This window comes from Mycobacterium simiae, assembly GCF_008370645.1.
Lineage (GTDB): Bacteria > Actinomycetota > Actinomycetes > Mycobacteriales > Mycobacteriaceae > Mycobacterium > Mycobacterium simiae_A.
Genome location: NZ_VTZN01000118.1, coordinates 1 through 16,528, shown reverse-complemented (window position 1 = coordinate 16,528; position 16,528 = coordinate 1). Strand labels below are relative to the sequence as shown.

At 62.9% G+C, this 16,528-nt stretch carries 18 protein-coding genes and 1 pseudogene; 8 read left to right on the top strand and 11 right to left on the bottom strand.

The genetic code is table 11. The annotated features are described in order from the left end of the window. Together ag85C and F0Q45_RS17670 are read right to left on the bottom strand one after the other, a co-directional pair. Positions 1-792: diacylglycerol acyltransferase/mycolyltransferase Ag85C (ag85C, locus tag F0Q45_RS17675; RefSeq protein ID WP_149655172.1), on the bottom strand; the 792-nt coding region annotated here is incomplete at its 3' end. Positions 793-980: 188 nt separating this feature from the next. Next, complete coding sequence (locus tag F0Q45_RS17670) at positions 981-1,511, bottom strand: metallophosphoesterase family protein (protein ID WP_149655171.1); 531 nt, start codon at positions 1,509-1,511, stop codon at positions 981-983. A gap of 34 nt (positions 1,512-1,545) precedes the next feature. On the opposite strand from F0Q45_RS17670, the gene F0Q45_RS17665 reads away from it, so the two are divergent. Beyond that, a complete protein-coding gene (locus F0Q45_RS17665) occupies positions 1,546-2,001 on the top strand; it encodes a MaoC family dehydratase (protein ID WP_149655170.1) in 456 nt (151 codons plus the stop codon). A gap of 68 nt (positions 2,002-2,069) precedes the next feature. Here the strand turns inward: F0Q45_RS17665 and F0Q45_RS17660 are convergent, their stop codons facing one another. Then, on the bottom strand, positions 2,070-3,353 hold the full coding sequence (locus F0Q45_RS17660) for an acyl-CoA dehydrogenase family protein (RefSeq protein ID WP_149655169.1): 1,284 nt from the start codon (positions 3,351-3,353) through the stop codon (positions 2,070-2,072). A gap of 135 nt (positions 3,354-3,488) precedes the next feature. Then, a complete protein-coding gene (locus F0Q45_RS17655) occupies positions 3,489-4,586 on the bottom strand; it encodes a F420-dependent hydroxymycolic acid dehydrogenase (protein ID WP_149655168.1) in 1,098 nt (365 codons plus the stop codon). Positions 4,587-4,686: 100 nt separating this feature from the next. On the opposite strand from F0Q45_RS17655, the gene F0Q45_RS17650 reads away from it, so the two are divergent. Continuing rightward, complete coding sequence (locus F0Q45_RS17650; RefSeq protein ID WP_149655167.1) at positions 4,687-5,292, top strand: GNAT family N-acetyltransferase; 606 nt, start codon at positions 4,687-4,689, stop codon at positions 5,290-5,292. A gap of 280 nt (positions 5,293-5,572) precedes the next feature. Here the strand turns inward: F0Q45_RS17650 and F0Q45_RS17645 are convergent, their stop codons facing one another. Continuing rightward, a complete protein-coding gene (locus F0Q45_RS17645) occupies positions 5,573-6,247 on the bottom strand; it encodes a TetR family transcriptional regulator (protein ID WP_149655166.1) in 675 nt (224 codons plus the stop codon). A 70-nt stretch (positions 6,248-6,317) separates the two neighbouring features. Here F0Q45_RS17645 and F0Q45_RS17640 point away from each other — a divergent pair, with 70 nt between their 5' ends. From F0Q45_RS17640 to F0Q45_RS17620, 4 genes are all read left to right on the top strand, one after another. After that, positions 6,318-7,388, top strand: a complete 1,071-nt coding sequence (locus tag F0Q45_RS17640) for a flavin reductase family protein (RefSeq protein WP_149655165.1) — start codon at positions 6,318-6,320, stop codon at positions 7,386-7,388. A gap of 84 nt (positions 7,389-7,472) precedes the next feature. Further along, on the top strand, positions 7,473-8,558 hold the full coding sequence (locus tag F0Q45_RS17635) for a fatty acid desaturase family protein (RefSeq protein ID WP_149655174.1): 1,086 nt from the start codon (positions 7,473-7,475) through the stop codon (positions 8,556-8,558). A gap of 68 nt (positions 8,559-8,626) precedes the next feature. After that, the gene (locus F0Q45_RS17630) at positions 8,627-9,151 is read left to right on the top strand and encodes an SRPBCC family protein (protein WP_149655164.1); all 525 of its coding nucleotides are present in this window, start codon (positions 8,627-8,629) and stop codon (positions 9,149-9,151) included. A 446-nt stretch (positions 9,152-9,597) separates the two neighbouring features. Continuing rightward, the gene (locus tag F0Q45_RS17620) at positions 9,598-10,488 is read left to right on the top strand and encodes an alpha/beta fold hydrolase (RefSeq protein WP_149655163.1); all 891 of its coding nucleotides are present in this window, start codon (positions 9,598-9,600) and stop codon (positions 10,486-10,488) included. A gap of 58 nt (positions 10,489-10,546) precedes the next feature. Here F0Q45_RS17620 and F0Q45_RS17615 read toward each other — a convergent pair whose 3' ends face one another. Then, complete coding sequence (locus F0Q45_RS17615) at positions 10,547-10,759, bottom strand: TOBE domain-containing protein (RefSeq protein WP_149655162.1); 213 nt, start codon at positions 10,757-10,759, stop codon at positions 10,547-10,549. A gap of 39 nt (positions 10,760-10,798) precedes the next feature. Beyond that, positions 10,799-11,404, bottom strand: coding sequence for a TetR/AcrR family transcriptional regulator (locus F0Q45_RS17610; protein ID WP_149655161.1), 606 nt, complete (start codon positions 11,402-11,404; stop codon positions 10,799-10,801). A 129-nt stretch (positions 11,405-11,533) separates the two neighbouring features. Here F0Q45_RS17610 and F0Q45_RS17605 point away from each other — a divergent pair, with 129 nt between their 5' ends. Further along, positions 11,534-12,859, top strand: coding sequence for a cytochrome P450 (locus F0Q45_RS17605; protein WP_149655160.1), 1,326 nt, complete (start codon positions 11,534-11,536; stop codon positions 12,857-12,859). Here the strand turns inward: F0Q45_RS17605 and msrA are convergent. Beyond that, positions 12,856-13,371 (bottom strand): peptide-methionine (S)-S-oxide reductase MsrA, encoded by a 516-nt coding sequence (gene msrA / locus F0Q45_RS17600; RefSeq protein ID WP_149655173.1) that lies wholly within the window; start codon positions 13,369-13,371, stop codon positions 12,856-12,858. The two genes, F0Q45_RS17605 and msrA, sit on opposite strands and share 4 nt — an antisense overlap. Before the next feature lie 196 nt (positions 13,372-13,567). On the opposite strand from msrA, the gene F0Q45_RS27835 reads away from it, so the two are divergent. Continuing rightward, on the top strand, positions 13,568-13,735 hold the full coding sequence (locus tag F0Q45_RS27835) for a hypothetical protein (RefSeq protein ID WP_188113003.1): 168 nt from the start codon (positions 13,568-13,570) through the stop codon (positions 13,733-13,735). 209 nt (positions 13,736-13,944) lie between these two features. On the opposite strand, the gene F0Q45_RS17595 is transcribed toward F0Q45_RS27835, so the two are convergent. The 3 genes and pseudogenes from F0Q45_RS17595 to F0Q45_RS17585 form a co-directional block, all read right to left on the bottom strand. After that, a complete protein-coding gene (locus F0Q45_RS17595; protein WP_149655159.1) occupies positions 13,945-14,568 on the bottom strand; it encodes a hypothetical protein in 624 nt (207 codons plus the stop codon). A 2-nt stretch (positions 14,569-14,570) separates the two neighbouring features. Then, positions 14,571-15,800 carry a serine hydrolase domain-containing protein gene (locus F0Q45_RS17590; protein WP_149655158.1) on the bottom strand — a complete coding sequence of 410 codons (1,230 nt, stop codon included), beginning with the start codon at positions 15,798-15,800 and terminating at the stop codon, positions 14,571-14,573. A gap of 9 nt (positions 15,801-15,809) precedes the next feature. Further along, positions 15,810-16,528, bottom strand: a pseudogene (locus F0Q45_RS17585) (acyl-CoA dehydrogenase family protein); the annotation flags it as partial.

The following is a 16,528-nucleotide window of genomic DNA, read 5'->3' as shown; positions in this document are numbered from 1 at the left end:
GTTGTCGCCGCCCAGGTCGCTGGGAGTACCGTTTCCGCAGTAGACCCAGACCCTAGTGTTGTTGGCAACTAATCGCGGAATCTGGACCATCGGGTCATTGCGCTTCCAGGCCGGATCGGTGGACTGGCCCCACATGCTGTTGGCGTTGTAACCGCCGGAGTCGTTCATCGCCAGACCGATCAGCGTCGGCCACCAGCCCTCGGACGGGTTCATGAAACCCGATAATGATGCGGCGTAAGGGAACTGCTGCGGATAGTACGCGGCAAAAATCAGTGCCGAACCTCCTGACATGGAAAGACCCACAGCTGCATTGCCGGCCGGTGAAAGACCCTTGTTGGCTTGCAGCCACGTAGGCATCTCCCTGGTCAGGAAAGTCTCCCACTTGTAGGTGTAATTCTGACCGTTGCCCTGCGAGGGCTGGTACCAGTCGCTGTAGAAGCTGGACTGGCCACCGACGGGCATCACCACCGACAGACCGGATTGGTAGAACTCCTCGAACGCCGGGGTATTGATGTCCCACCCGCTGTAGTCGTCTTGGGCGCGAAGACCGTCGAGGAGGTAGACGGAGTGCGCACCGCCACCCTGGAACTGGACCTTGATATTGCGACCCATCGACGATGACGGTATCTGAAGGTACTCGACGGGAAGACCGGGCCTGGAGAACGCGGCGGCAGGCACCGATCCGCCGACGGCGTTCACTGCGCCGGATAGTAGGGCCGCCCCCACAGCCGCGATACCCAGCCGGCGGGGCATGGTTCTCGCGGCGCCACGCAGCTTTTCGACGAACTTCATGGCTTGTACCATCCCTACCCATCCCAACTTGCGTCTGCCGCATATCGCGGTCGAATCTGTTCTGGGCGAGTGAAACACAGCGGGACACGGTAATCCGGGTGTCGCCGCCGAAGCCGGACATCGCGGTTGGCTAACGATTGAGAGTCAGCCCGGAATAGGCTCAGCTAGATAGCGATTGACGATCAGTTCTATTGAGCCGCGCGCCTTCCGGGATAGCGCAAGGGCCTTGGGACTTGATGCAGTACGACGCTGTTCAGGGCGCCTTTCTGCAGCGTCGCGGTCATGTAGGTGCAGTGCGGTTGTCTGCGGCGATCAGTCGGTGAGCCGGGGTTCAACAGCCGCAGTCCGGTGTGTGTGGTCGTATCCCACGGGATGTGACTGTGACCAAACACCAGCACTTCGCTGTCGGGATAAATTCGCGACATGCGTGCTTCGCGGCCGGCGGCAGCTCCAGTCTCGTGCACCACGGTGAGGCGCAGACCCTCCAGCGTCACGTCTGCCCGCTCGGGCAGCCGCGACCGCAATACCGGTCCGTCGTTGTTGCCCCAACAGGCCACCAGACGCGTGGACCGCACCTTGAGTTTGTCGAGTAGCTCGGCTGACACCCAGTCACCTGCATGGACGACCACGTCTGCGTTGCCGACTTCATCCCAAACCTGCGTGGGCAGGTCCGGTGCCCGCTTGGGGACATGAGTATCGGCCATCAGCAACAACCTCACGATCTATGCTTACCCCCGAGCAGAGGAGAGAGCCATGCGCACCTTCGAGTCAGTCGCCGACCTTGCCGCCGCTGCGGGAGAGAAGATCGGGCAGAGCGACTGGGTGACCATCACTCAAGACGACGTGGACCTGTTTGCCGATGCGACAGGTGACCACCAGTGGATACACGTCGACCCGGAGCGAGCGGCCAAGGGCCCGTTCGGTAGAACCATCGCCCATGGCTTTATGACGCTGTCGCTGTTACCGCGGCTGCAGCACGAGATGTACACCGTTAAGGGCATCAAGCTCGCAATCAACTACGGCCTGAACAAAGTCCGTTTTCCCGCGCCGGTGCCGGTCGGGTCGCGGGTGCGGGCACAGAGCTCATTGGTCAGTGTGGAAGACCTGGGTAACGGTGCTGTGCAAGCGACTATGTCAACGACCATCGAGGTCGCGGATTTGCCGAAACCGGCCTGTGTGGCCGAAAGCGTGGTGCGCTACATTTCCTGACCCGCGATCGCGTGAAAACGTAAGCGCGGCTACGGTTCCCAGCGCGTCGCGTACGTGTGTATGCGTGGTCAGAACTCGGCTATTGCATGCTCCAGGCGCGCCTCCGCGGCCGCGCGTCGGGTCGGAATGTGCTGTGACGGGAAAGGCGTTGTCACGGGCTCGTACTCGCGGAGGGTGCGTCGGGCCACCGTCATCTTGTGCAGTTCGGTGGCGCCGTCGGCGATACCGAGCGACTCGGCAGCGACCAGCATTTTTACGAACGGCATCTCGTCGGAAACGCCGAGGGCACCGTGCAGGTGCATGGCGCGTTGCGCGACGTCGTGCAGTACCTGGGGCATGGCAACTTTCACCGCCGCAATGTCGCGGCGTACCTTCTGATAATCGTTGTGTTTGTCAATCAGCCATGCGGTGCGCAGCACCAGCAGCCGGAACTGCTCTATCTGAATCCAGCTTTCGGCGATCTTTTCTTGAGTCATCTGGAAGTCGGCCAATCGACCGTGCCGAGTCTTGCGTGACACGGCGCGCTCACACATCATGTCGAATGCCAGGCGCGCCAGGGCAATTGTGCGCATTGCATGGTGAATGCGGCCGCCGCCAAGGCGCGTCTGGGCAATCATGAAGGCTTGGCCCTCACCGCCGAGCACATGATCGGCCGGTACCCGGACATCGCTATACCGGACATACCCATGGCTGGCGTGCTGCGCGGATTCAGCGCCCACGCCGACATTGCGCACGATCTCGATGCCCGCAGTCTCGGCCGGAACGATGAACAGCGACATCTTTTCGTGCGTGTGGACGTCGGGATTGGTGACAGCCATAACGATGAAGAACGACGCATGCTTGGCATTGGTAGAAAACCACTTCTCCCCATTGATGATCCAGCTATCGCCGTCGCGGGTCGCGGTGGTCACGAACAATCCGGGGTCAGAGCCCCCCTGCGGCTCGGTCATCGAGTAGCACGACGTGATCTCGCCTTCCAGCAGCGGCTGCAGGTAGCGGGCCTGCTGTTCTTCAGTGCCGAATAGGGCCAGGATTTCGGCGTTGCCCGAGTCGGGTGCTTGGCAGCCGAACACCGACGGCGCCCAGCGCGAGCGCCCGATGATTTCGTTGAGCAGCGCGAGCTTGACTTGGCCGAATCCCTGTCCACCAAGCTCGGGTCGCAAGTGTGCGGCCCACAGTCCCTGATCCTTGACCTGCTGCTGCAACGGTCGCAGGATCGCCATCAGATCGGGGTTCTTCTTGTCGTAGGGATCAAGAGCGACAAGATCGAGAGGCTCCAGTTCCTCGACCATAAAGCCTTTGACCCAGTCGAGCTTGGCCTGGTATTCCGGTTCTGTTTCGAAGTCCCACACGTCGGCAACCGTTCCCCGGGGCGGCGTCGCACCGGCATCGTTGATGGAGCTATCCCATCGTAAGGGCGACCGGACGGCAGTCTAGGTCGGGCGGCAGCCGGGGGCTCCGACTTCCGTTCGCAAAGGGAGCTGCAATCAGTGCAACTTCGGCAAGACGCTGGTGCGATAGAACTCGATGGCCACTGTCGGGTCATCTTGCGGAAAATGCAGGAAGGGCACAGCGCCGGCGTCGACAATGGCCTGCACCGCGCGAGTATGAACCGACGGGTCAGTGCCGACCGCCCAGTTGCTGAGCACCTTTTCGACGGGGTTGGACTCAGCGGCACGCTGGATCTCGACCGGGTTGGGCTGGTCGACGGCCCCGGCGGTAAAGCGCCACAAAGCGGCAGCCCGCTCGGCTTCGGTGTGATCACCCACGACGGCAAAGAGTTCGGCGCGTTTTTCCAGGGTGGCCGGATCGCGCCCGGCGCCTTGTGCTCCAGCGTCGAATGCGGCGCGCAACTGCGGGTTCTTGAGGTCGGCAGATTGGGTGATCCAGCCGTCCCCGTACCGGCCGGCCAGCGTCGCGCTCTTAGGGCCGCTGGCGGCCACGAAGATCGGTGGCGGGGTAGCGGGTAGGTCGTAGAGTTTCAGGGCATTGGTCTGAAAGTACCGGCCAGCAAAAGAGATTCGTTCACCTGTCCATAGCATGCGGATGAGCCGGATGGCCTCTAGCAGCCGGTCGTGTCGCTCGGCATAGGAACCGAACGTGTTGGTGGCGGCCTGTTCGTTGAGTCGCTCGCCGGTACCTAATCCCAAAAACACCCGGGCCGGACTCAAAAGCGCCAACGAGGCGAAGGCCTGGGCCACTATAGCCGGATGGTAGCGATAAATGGGGCAGGTCACCCCAGTGCCGAACGAAATGTGGGTAGTGCTGTTACCCACCAGAGCCAAGGTCAGCCAGGGAAACATTGAATGACCCTGGTTGTCTTGCCAAGGCTGCAGGTGGTCGCTGGCCCACACGTACTGAAAGCCGGCACGTTCGGCAGCCTGGGCTTGCGCCACCAGCTGATCGGCGCGGAATTGCTCGTGCGACAGCACCACTCCGACGCTCTTGGCGGGCGCGGCCGGCGGGCCGGCTGGTGCGCCGCGGTCCCGGTTGCGGGTCTCGCAGCCTCCCGATAGCCCCCCGGCGCCCAGCACACCTGCTCCGGCGGCCACCCGCGCGAACGTCCGCCGTGAGATGCTGGTCACTGACCTCGCCTACCCGCCACCCATCCCATTACACCTTCGAGCTAGCGTTTCAGACAGGGTCCGCTGCGAATTCGAGCCGTTACCCACTAGTTTGAGTAGAGTGAGCGCACAGACACGACCAGCGCAGAAGGCTGATATCCGCGCACTGTCACGCACGCTGGCCCGAGCCTTCAACGACGACCCGGTAATGATGTGGCTGTTTCCTGACGCGAAGTCTCGGCTCGGGCATTTACATCGGCTGTTTGCGACGATGACACGCCACCACCACCTGGCGCGCGGGGGTGTTGAGGTGACTGGCGACGGACATGGCATCGAAGCCGCAGCATTGTGGGATCCGCCGAATCAGTGGCGGGAGACACGCATGTCGGAGCTGGCAATGAAACCGGCGCTGTTTAGAGTGTTTGGCTTCCGGTCGGCGATGGGACGTGCTGCGCAGGAAGTGATGAAGAACGCCCATCCAGAAGAACCGCACTGGTACCTTGCCACAATTGGCAGTGATCCGATGGTGCGGGGCAAAGGCTTCGGGCAGGCGTTGATGCGGTCCCGACTGGATCGCTGCGATGCCGAGTACTGCCCGGCGTATCTCGAGTCGTCCAAGCCCGACAACGTCCCTTACTACGAGCGTTTCGGATTCACCGTCATCGGCGAGATTGTGTTACCGAACGGCGGGCCGCCGCTGTGGCGGATGTGGCGCGAACCGCGATAGCTTGTTCAAGCACGTCGGTGCCCGCGTTTTCCGCTTTGCGTCTAAGCAGGTTTATTGAGCCGCCTGTGCGGGCAACCGGTGCCCATGGCGATCGACGACCTAGTTGCTATCTCACCACCCAGCAAGGTGTACGGCAGGGGCGAGAGGCGGCCCCGGCCGGGATCCTGTCCCCGCACACGAGTGTCGCCGGCCAGCGTCGCAGCTACCGCCGCTATCGCTTGGTGCGGCGCACTTAGAAACACGCCCAGAGAGTCGGTGCCGACAGCCTGAGCCCGTCTCATCACAGCTTGCTTTTCCAGCCAGCGACGCCAATCGCGATCATCCGCAGCTGCTTGACAGCGATCCGCCGGATCTCTTCGAGCGCATCGGCGCTCTGCGCGTCCTCGATGGCTTCGGCGATGACGCTCATCGCGTTGACGAACAGCGTTGCCAGGATGTTGAGGTCTTCGGTGCTCCACTCGTTGAGCCCTGGGAAGCGCGCCAGGTCGGTGGCCAGCTCGGAGGTGATCAGCCGGATCTCGGTGCGGATGGCGTAGCGCAGCACGGACAGACCGCTGTTGCGCTCCCGGCCGATAAGGCGCCAATGCTCGCGTCTTTCGGCGACACTGGCCACCAAAATCTCGACGGACGACTCGATCACGCGGTTGGGGTCGAGCTTGCCGGCGCGCGCCCCCCGCAACGTATCGCGCAGACTGCGGAAGGACTCGTCGATCAGGACCAGTCCGAGGGCCTCCATCGACTCGAAGTGACGGTAGAACGCTGCTGGCACGATCCCGGCCTCCCGGGTCACCTCCCGCAGGCTCAGGCCGCTGAAACTGCGATCCTGCAGCAGTTTCAGCGCCGCTGCGATGATGGCACGCCGAGTGGCCGCCTTACGCTCCTCCCGTGACGGGGTATTACGGGTACGGACCCGGTCCGACCGGTGCGAATGTGAGCTAGGAATACGGTCGTTCACTGTGTGAACCCTACCACAGACCTGCGGTGGAACCTTGACGACCAGTCAAATCGCACATCACTGTGTACATATGTTCACTCAAACGTTGAAGAAGCGAGTCCTGGGTTCGGACCTGGTGGATCTGCTCACCGGCCCGCACGGCATCGATCGCTACACCGAGCTCGTCGCGCCGACGTGGACGCTGGGCGCGGCCCGTGCCAAGGTGATCGACGTGCAGCGGACCACGCCGCGCAGCGTCACCCTGATGCTGGCTCCCAACGACACCTTCCGATCGTCCCACACTGTCAAGGCCGGCCAGTACGTCAACGTCAGTCTTGACATCGACGGCCGCCGGCACACTCGCTGCTATTCGCCGGCCAACGCCGAAGGCAGCTCGACACTCGAGCTGACCGTCGGCCGCCACGACGGGGGACTGGTCTCGACCTACCTTTATGAGCGCGCCCGCCGCGGCCTGGTAGTCGGCGTGACCGGTGTGGGTGGGGACTTTGTGTTGCCCGCACGCCGGCCCGGCCGAATTCTGTTCGTATCAGGCGGAAGCGGCATTACACCTGTGATGGCGATGCTGCGCACCCTGATTGCCGAACGGCATCAGGGTGAGATTGCGTTCATCCATTACGCGCGCACTTCCGCGGAGGCCTGCTACCGCGAGGAACTTGCCGCCCACAACGATCTGCCTGGCGTGCGAGTTCTGCACGGCTACACCGGCTCAAACGGCGGTGCTCTGGTAGGCCGCTTCGGGCCGCAGCACCTCGCCGCGGCGATGCCGGCGCCGGACGCTGTGTTCGTCTGCGGGCCAAAGCCATTAGTCGATGCCGCGCGGCAGCAGTGTCACACGGTGTTCACCGAAAGCTTCGTGCCACCGCTGCTCGAGACGCCGGTAAACCCCTCAGGCGGACGAGTCACGTTCGCCGACAGCGGTATTGACGTCGTCGACGACGGCCGCTCGCTGCTGGAACAGGCCGAATCTGCCGGCCTGACACCGGATAACGGATGCCGGATGGGCATCTGCCATACCTGCACCCGGCGCAAGACCTCCGGAACCGTGCGAAACCTGATCACCGGTGCGGTGTCGACCATCCCGGACGAGGACGTGCAGATCTGCGTATCGGTCCCCGTCGGGGATGTCGATCTGTCGCTGTAGCCCCACACCTGCACGCGACTGTGAAATCGAGCGACGGTTTGCAGCCGCGACGAAACCTTCAAGGAGTTCTCAATGCCACTCAACGTGCCACCCAACAAGATCACCCTGACCCCGGAGCAGGCCGACGCGTTCGGCCGCGAACTCGACGCCATCAAACGACGTGTGATGGCAGACCTCGGCCAAGAAGATGCTGACTACATCCGCCGCGTCATCAAGGCCCAACGCGCCCTAGAAGTTGGCGGACGCGCATTGCTGTTCCTGCCACCGGCTTGGGCGCTGGGAACCACAATGTTAGGGCTGTCGAAGATCCTGGACAACATGGAGATCGGCCACAACGTTATGCACGGTCAGTACGACTGGATGGGGGACCCGGCCATCTCCGCGCGTTCCTTCGAGTGGGACACCGCCTGCCCGGCCGATCAGTGGCGGCACTCGCATAACTACGTGCACCACACCTACACCAATATCGTGGGGATGGACCGCGACATTGGTTACGGCATCTTGCGGATGAGCGAAGACCAACCGTGGGAGCCGTACTTCCTGGGCAACCCGGTCTACGCGTTCTTGCTGATGGTGTTGTTCCAGTACGGCGTAGCGCTGCACGAACTGGAAAGTGAGCGTATCCGGGCCGGCGAACTCCGTGTTGCCGATAAGCGTGAGGTGTTGCGCGCGATCTGGAAGAAAACGCGCCGGCAGACACTCAAGGACTACGTCGCCTTCCCGCTGTTGGCTGGGCCGTTCGCGCCGTTCGTCTTTACCGGCAACCTCACGGCCAACCTGATACGCAACGTGTGGTCGTACCTCATTATCTTCTGCGGCCACTTCCCGGACGGCACACAAGAATTCACCGTCGCAGAGACCCAGGGTGAGTCCCGCGGGATGTGGTACTTCCGCCAGGTCCTCGGTTCGGCTAACCTGACCGGCGGCAAGCTCTTTCATCTGCTGTCGGGCAACCTATCGCACCAGATCGAACACCATCTGTTCCCCGATTTGCCCGCCCGCCGATACGCCGAGATCGCGCCCGAGGTGCAACAGGTTTGCGCTCGATACGGCATTGCGTACCACCGCGGCCCGCTGCCGCGGCAGTTCGCCACCGTTGTCCGCAAGATCGTGAAGCTCGCCTTGCCGAGGTCGGGATCGCACAGCATGCGTCTTCTCGGGAGCGGCTAGCGCTGCACGCAGGCTCGATCTATTCGGGCCCACTTGCGAAGGCGCTCTCCGGGACCAAGTGGTGGACAATGGGGCCCGTGGAGTGGACCGGCGCCCGGTATGCGGACCAGCCGACGGTGGAAGCTTCGACGTGGATCGACGCCGAACCCGAACGCGTCTGGAGTCTGGTCTCTGATATTGAGCTGATGGCGACGCTGAGCAACGAGCTGCAGGCGGTGGAATGGGTCGACGGCGCCACCGGTCCCCGGCTCGGCGCCCGGTTCGTCGGTTACAACGAACACGACGCGTTCGGACAATGGAGCGCCATGTCAGAAATTGTCTGCTGCGACCAACCGCGCGAATTTACTTGGACTGTAGGTGAACCCGACAACCCCTCGGCTACCTGGCGGTTCCGGCTGACGCCCCGCGACGGAGGCACCGCACTGACGTTTGGGACGCAGCTGGGGCCAGGCCGCTCCGGGTTGTCCAGCGTCATTGAGTCGATGCCCGACAAAGAACAAAAAATCGTCTTCGTGCGACTGCGGGAGTTCGAGGCTGCGATCGACAAGACCCTGGCCGCGATCAAGAGGTTGGCCGAACACGGTGTGCGTTGATGCGCACCGCCACGTCGATCGACGTGTGCAGGGCCGGCCGCGACACTGCTGAGCTTCGTGCAGGCTTGTCACACTTCCGATGCCTTCACGAGTGTTGCCTCGGGTCGCGTGGGTCGATTTAGCGCAACAATCGAACCAGACTGCCGCTGAACGCTGACGTGCTGCACGTCAAGGCCACTGCTGCTACCGGTCTGCAGGATTTCGGCGTTGAAGACTATCGAGTGAGCGACTCGATCGCTACCTCGCCGGACTGCGTGACATCGGCGGGCTGCACAGCGCCCGCGTGGTCAACTGCTCGGGGCAACTGCTGCAGCTGCTCAAGAACTGTCTGCTGTTGACCGATCTGTTGGCGCCGTGAGCAGACACAGAATCGCACGTTCTGCGCGCAAACTGTGCGATTCTGTGTCTGCTCGCCATAACGGGGCGCTGCCACTACCTTCTCAAACATGACCACTTTGCCCGCGCTGGACGGTGTCGAACACAGGTTTGTCGATGTGGGTGACGGGGTGACCATCCACGTCGCCGCCGCCGGCCCGGCCGATGGGCCGGCGGTGATGCTGGTGCATGGCTTCCCGGAGAACTGGTGGGAGTGGCACGAGCTGATTGGCCCGCTGGCCGCTGACGGCTATCGGGTGTTGTGTCCCGACCTGCGTGGTGCGGGCTGGAGCTCGGCGCCCCGCTCGAGCTATCTGAAACGTGACATGGCTGATGATCTGGCCGCGGTGCTAGACCGGCTGGGTGTGGACAAGGTCAAACTGGTTGCCCATGACTGGGGCGGACCGGTCGCCTTCATCATGATGCTGCGTCATCCAGCGAAGGTGACCGGGTTCTTCGGCCTGAACACCTCGGCGCCGTGGGTGCGCCGAGACCTGGGGATGTTCGGGCACATGTGGCGGTTCTGGTACCAAATCCCGATGTCGTTGCCAGTGATCGGGCCTCGGCTGATCGCCGATCCTAAGGCCCGTTACTTCCGGATGCTGGCGTCCTGGGTCGGTGCCGGATTCCGGGTGCCCGACGACGACGTGCAGATCTACGTTGAGCGCATGCGCCAGCCTGGGCACGCCGAGGCCGGCTCACGGTGGTACCGGAGCTTCCAGACGAAGGAAATGCTGCGCTGGCTGCGGGGTGAATACGACGACGCACGAGTCGACGTTCCGGTGCGCTGGTTGCACGGCACTGGTGATCCGGTAATCACACCCAACCTACTGCGCGGCTATGGTGACCGCGCAAGTGATTTCGAGGTCGAACTGGTTGACGGCGTGGGTCATTGGATCGTCGAGCAGCGGCCCGATCTGGTGCTGGACCGGGTGCGCGCGTTCCTTCGCATCGGGACGTAGATTAACCGGCTGCCCTGGCTAACAGTTCAACCTTTTTGGTAGCTGCGTACCTGCCGAGCTACTCGACCCCGATCGTGACGTCAGTCGGCTTGATGAATACCGTGGCGGGCTGGCCGACCGTGAGGCCGAGTTCGACAGCCGCATCCTTGGTTATCGAGGAAGTGACCACTTGATCGCCGCCGTCGAGCCGAACCTTCACAATCGCCAGCACGGCACCGATCTCGACGTCGGTGATAGTGCCCTTGAATTGGTTTCGGGTCGACAGCCGCATAGTAGAACCTCTCTCGTAGTAGGCGTTGTGGCGATCAGCCTAACAGCGAGGGCCGAGCAACGCGATGGACGCATCCACTGCCGGTTGGACGACTTCTCTTATGGCTCTTCCATCTTCGACGGTCAGCGCGGTCAGCTCACGCAGACCGCCGAGCAAGATGACGGCCAGCGGTAGGGTCAGCGGCGGCAGGTTAGCCCGCCGAAATCCCGGACTGGCGCTCAGCGCGATGAGCAGACTGGTGAGCAGATCCATCCCGCGGCGCTGGACCGGGTAGGCGACGGCACCCAACGATGGCAACTCACGGATCCAACTCAACGTGATGGCCGGCCTGGATTCGATGTGGCTTACGTAGGCTGCGACGGCCTGGCAAATCTGGTCCTGCCAGTCGGCCTCGGGATCAACCGCTGCCTGGATGTTTTCGGCCAGCTTCTCGCCGTCGGCCAGCAGCAGCTCGAGGAAGCATTCCTCTTTGCTGGAGAATTGGTCGTAGAACGTGCGCTTTGACGTACGAGCGGTGCGGACGATGTCGGCAACGGTTGTGGCGCGATAACCGCGCTCACTGATGGAGGCTGCTAGGCCGTCAAGCAACCGCAACCGAAATGGGTCGACTTCGCTGAGTACCGCGCTACCAGCAACTGCCGTCACGGGCGCGCCTCCTTCGTCGGCCATCACTACCTTGTCAGGGTTGGTACCAAAGAGTACCGTACCTGGTAAACCTCTGGTACACCGTGGTACCAACCCCGCTGCTGGGGCAGAGTTGGAAGTGATACCTCCATGAGTCAAGCGATCACTCGCGAATCGGCGGCAGCGGCAGTCAAGCTGCCACCAGCAACGCGCATGCCAAAGTTTCTGCAGGGTTTAGCATTTGCACAGTCGCGACGCGGAATGATGCAACGGCTGACGCGCCGTTACGGCAAAGTGTTTGCACTGAACGTCCCGATCTACGGGCGCGCGATCGTTGTCGGCGATTCGCAGTTGGCCAAACAAATCTTCACTACCAGCCCCCACGTGCTGGGCAACATCCAACCGAACCTGAGCCGCGTGTTCGGATCCGGTTCGGTGTTCGCCCTCGACGGCGATGAGCATCGCCTTCGGCGGCGGCTGTTGGCGCCGCCGTTCCACGGCAACGGCATGAAGAACTACGAGGCCATCATCGAAGAAGAGACACTTCTCGAGACCGCCAGTTGGCCCGAGGGTCGGCCCTTCGCGACGCTGCCGTCAATGATGCACATCACCCTCAACGCCATCCTGCGCGCTGTCTTCGGAGCCAATGGCGCAGCACTGGACGAACTGCGCCGGATACTGCCGCCCTGGGTCACCCTGGGCTCGCGCCTGGCTGCATTGCCGAAACCCAAACGGAATTATGGTCGATACAGCCCGTGGGGCCGGCTTGCCGAGTATCGGCGCCAGTACGACACGGTCATCGACAAGCTGATCGACGACGAACGAGCAGACCCGAACTTCGCTGACCGCACCGACGTGTTGGCGCTGCTGCTGCGCAGCAGCTACGAGGATGGCTCGCGCATGTCGCGCAAGGACATTAGCGACGAGCTGCTCACTCTGCTAGCCGCCGGACACGAAACCACAGCAGCCACCCTGGGCTGGGCCTTCGAGCGGCTGACCCGACACCCCGATATTCTGGCGGCTTTGGTAGACGAGGCCGCTAACGGCGGCCACGAGCTGCGGCAAGCCGCCATCCTGGAGGTCCAGCGAACCAGGACCGTAATCGATTTCACGGCTCGCCATGTTTACCCTGAGGTCTACCAACTCGGCGAGTGGGTGATTCCCGGCGGGTATTCGATCGTCATCAATATTGCGCAAATACATGCTAATCCCGAAAGTTTCCCCGATCCGGACCGCTTCGATCCGCAGCGTTACATCGGCGGCAAGCCGTCGGCTTTTGCATGGATTCCCTTCGGCGGTGGCACTCGCCGTTGTGTCGGTTCAGCTTTCGCCAACCTGGAAATGGATGTCGTACTTCGAACGGTGTTGCTTCGCTTCGCTATCGAGCCGACGACGGCTCCGGACGAGCGCTGGCACTGCCGCGGCGTTGCCTACACGCCCGGGGATGGCGGCCGGGTCGTGGTGCGCCGTCGTTAGCGGTCGGCGTCAGCGCGTCGTGGCAACTTCCAATCCGGGCGGATGAAGTGGCAGGAGTACCCATTGGGGTAGCGCAGTAGGTAGTCCTGGTGCTCCGGCTCGGCTTCCCAAAAATCGCCGGCCGGACTGACTTCGGTCACCACTGTGCCCGGCCACAAGCCGGAGGCCTCGATGTCGGCAATGGTGTCCAGCGCAATGAGTTTCTGCTCGTCGTCGAGATAGAAGATGGCCGAGCGGTAGCTGGGTCCCCAGTCGTTGCCCTGGCGGTTCCTCGTTGTCGGATCGTGGATCTGGAAAAAAAACTCCAGCAGGGTGCGGTAAGCGGTGACGTTGGGGTCGAAGACGATCTCGACGGCCTCGGCGTGCGCGCCGTGATTTCGATACGTTGCGTGCGGGGTGTCGCCGCCGCTGTACCCGACCCGGGTGGAAACCACACCCGGCTGCTTGCGGATCAGGTCTTGCATGCCCCAAAAGCATCCGCCGGCCAAGATTGCTTTGCGGTAGGTGGTCATTGCCGCCCCTCCGTTATCGTTGATCACCAGGTGTAGCACGGGCAGGTATCGCCCAGAGCCATACCACCCAGTCAAGGTCAACTTCGCCGGCATTACCAGATGCCTGGTGAGGGCCGGTCAGTCATGGCGCGGCCGTAGCAGGGCCGAATGACGCAGGCGCAGTCGTTGCGGCGCGGCGCATGTACCGTCACCAGGTATGCCGCCGCGCAGCAATGACTTCCAACGGCTGATCACGATGCTGACTGAGCTCATGGGCAGGGACGCGGTCACGGAGTCCACGGAGCTCATCGACCTGGTGTCCGGTGAGCCACGCGAGGTCGACATCTACGCCGAGGGAGCTTACTGGGTCAGACCGTCAGGATGAGCATCGAGTGCCGCGACCACAAGCGCAAACAAGTGTCGGGTGGCAACGAATTCAACCTTGAGGTGCCCCAGTTCCTCGAACCGATGTGGGCGGGCGAGCCGCTCCACGTCCGAGTGGTCATGGTCGCGCTCGATTGCCCGCGCAGCCGTCACCACCGCCGCCGACACCCAGTGCCCACCACCGGATCCCGACGACCACCCGCCGACCTGCTAGCTGGGCCACCCGCTTGCGGTGTTCCGGTAGTTCGCGTTGGGCGCACTGCAGAAGTCGGAGGCGGTACCGGCAAGCAGGACAAAGTAGCCCTCGCCGCCGCGGCGGGTGTCGCTGAAGGGCGGGTAGCTCCAGCCGCTGTTGCACATCGATGCTTCCCCACCCGCCGTGGCTCTGCGCCAGCTGGACTTAACGCAAGACTTGAGGGCGTCGACGTCGGGGACGGTGCTCTTGGCGATGACCAGCATCCCGCCGCCCCATTGCCCGTCGGCCCGTCGGTAGGCGCGCGCCCCGAAGCCGGCATTGTTTTGTTGGCAACCCAACACCCGCTGCAAAGGCTGGAACACGGAGGCCAGATCGCGGTTGGTCACCGCCGCTGCGGCCGTAATGAATTGAGCCGCGTCGGAACCGTTAACCTCTTGGACGTCGGGATTGCCGAAGCTATACAGCTGCTGTGAGATCCGCTGCTGTAGACCGGCATCCCCGACGCCGATGACGGGCCCGGCTCCGGTAGACGTCATCGGGGGCAGCGTCACGCTCGGGTCGGCGGCTGCCAGGGGCGTCACCGCCGAAACGCCCAGTAGCCCAACGATAGTGAGAACGATCCGATGTGTGAGTTCCATGGTTATCTCCCCGGTGGCATGGGTGGGGCTTCGTTCGGGACTACCTGCGCACCGATCTTGCGAAAGAGTGTGTCGGCCTGGTTGCTGTAGTTGCCCTGATTGTCGAACGCGTCGGGGGCATACGTGACCACGACGGCGATCGCAACCTTTTGCGACGGCAGGTACGCCTCAATGGCGGCGTAACCGCCGAACATGGGGTTCTGCATCAGCCAGTGGCCGGATATGACGATGCCCAGACCGTAGGTGTAGCCGTCAACTTGTTCCGAGCAGGTCGGGCAGCCCGGTTGAGCGTGGGTCTTGCCGCGCAGGTCGGTCGACACCAGCTTTTTGTACGACTCCGGCGAAAGCAGTTTGCCCGAACCGATTCCGACTGCGGTGGCCTCCAGGTCATAGATCGTGGTCGTCTGGATCGCGCCATGAGTGATGGTCCACGACGGATTCCAGTACGTCGATTCTTCGTAAAACGGTGTGTCAGGAGGAATTTTCAGAAATGCGCGACGCTCGGAGCTGAATGCGTGCAGGACGGGCTCGGGGATGGCGGGTGTATCGGAGTTAGCGGTGGCCGTCAGGCCCAGCGGCGCAAGGACCTTCTTGCCCAGCAGCGTGGGAATATCTTGGCCGGTAGCCTTCTCCAGCGCCAGACCGAGCAGCACGTAATTGGTGTGCGCGTAGTTCCAGTTGGTGCCCGGTTCATAAAGCAGCGGCCGGGAAGAGATCTGCGCGAGTATTTCCTGAGTTGTCCACTGCCGGAATGGGTTGGCATAAAACAAGTTATCGAACGCATCATTGCCCAGCACATAATCGGGATAGCCCGATGTCATCTGAGCCAGCTGTCCCAGCGTGACGCGGTCGGCGTGCGGAAAATCGGGCAGCCACTTGGACAACTTGTCGTCGAGGCTCACCTTCTTTTCGTCGACCAGTTTCAGCAGCAAGGTCGACACGTAGGAGATCGCCACCGCGCCGTTGCGGAAGTGCATCTCGGTGGTGGCCGGCACGCCGGTCATCGAATCGCCGACGGCCTGAGTCACGATCTCGGTGCCGGCCGCGGTAACCCGGACAATCACCGCCCTCAGATGCGTCTGCGCCATGAAGTCACCGACCACGCGCAGCACCGCGTCCGCCTTAGCGGCCGAGCTACTGGGGGACGGCGGGGAGGCAAGGTGGCGCGGGCCGCATCCGGCCACCAACGCGAGAGCGACCATCACACAACCGGCTCGTCGCACAATCCGCATGCTTGTGTTCTACCGGAAAGCGGCCAGGTCGGTGCAGGCCTGGCTGAGAACCAGCTGGTGCATCTCGGGGGTGCCCTCGTGGGTCAGCACCGATTCCAGGTTGACCATATGCCTGATGACCGGGTACTCCAGCGATATCCGTTGCCGCCCAGAATGGTTCGAGCGGCTCGGCAGATCTCGATGGCCTCCCGGGTGCGGTTGAGCTTGCCGAAGCTGACCTGGTCGGGCCGCAGACCCACACTGTCTTTGAGGCGACCCGGGTGCAGCGACAGCAGCTGACCCTCGTGGAGTTCGACCGCCATGTCGACGAGCTTGGCTTGAGTCAGTTGAAATCCGGCTATCGGACGGCCGAACTGGGCGGTGCATCGCGTAGTGCAGGGCGGCGGGCTGCCGAGCGGACCGCGCCGCCCCATTGCTCTCCTGAGAATTCCGTAACGCGCCTCCGACAGGCACGACAGCGGCCCTTTGAGACGGATCGTGTTGGGCAATATCGCGTCCGCGAGTTGTCGCGCATCATCGAGGCTCGTTGGTGATCGACGCGCGCAGGGACAGCTTGTGGTGGATGGTGTTGCCGGTAAACCCCCGGGGTGTCGGCGGGGACGATAAACCCCCCGAATAACCCGCTCCCGTCGTCGGTGGCGGCCCAGACGATCGCCACGTCGCCGACCGAGCCGTTGGCCTTCAGGTGTTTCGAGAGCCTGCGCGCCGTCATCGTGGTCACCGGGCTG

Bases quoted from the DNA above. Each gene is read 5' to 3' on its own strand.
- F0Q45_RS27835 (WP_188113003.1), top strand. From the start codon at position 13,568: ATGCCGCCGCGCAGCAATGACTTCCAACGGCTGATCACGATGCTGACT.
- F0Q45_RS17630 (WP_149655164.1), top strand. From the start codon at position 8,627: ATGGGGCCCGTGGAGTGGACCGGCGCCCGGTATGCGGACCAGCCGACG.
- msrA (WP_149655173.1), bottom strand. From the start codon at position 13,371: ATGACCACCTACCGCAAAGCAATCTTGGCCGGCGGATGCTTTTGGGGC.
- F0Q45_RS17590 (WP_149655158.1), bottom strand. From the start codon at position 15,800: ATGCGGATTGTGCGACGAGCCGGTTGTGTGATGGTCGCTCTCGCGTTG.
- F0Q45_RS17665 (WP_149655170.1), top strand. From the start codon at position 1,546: ATGCGCACCTTCGAGTCAGTCGCCGACCTTGCCGCCGCTGCGGGAGAG.
- F0Q45_RS17640 (WP_149655165.1), top strand. From the start codon at position 6,318: ATGTTCACTCAAACGTTGAAGAAGCGAGTCCTGGGTTCGGACCTGGTG.
- F0Q45_RS17605 (WP_149655160.1), top strand. From the start codon at position 11,534: ATGAGTCAAGCGATCACTCGCGAATCGGCGGCAGCGGCAGTCAAGCTG.
- F0Q45_RS17595 (WP_149655159.1), bottom strand. From the start codon at position 14,568: ATGGAACTCACACATCGGATCGTTCTCACTATCGTTGGGCTACTGGGC.
- F0Q45_RS17615 (WP_149655162.1), bottom strand. From the start codon at position 10,759: ATGCGGCTGTCGACCCGAAACCAATTCAAGGGCACTATCACCGACGTC.
- F0Q45_RS17620 (WP_149655163.1), top strand. From the start codon at position 9,598: ATGACCACTTTGCCCGCGCTGGACGGTGTCGAACACAGGTTTGTCGAT.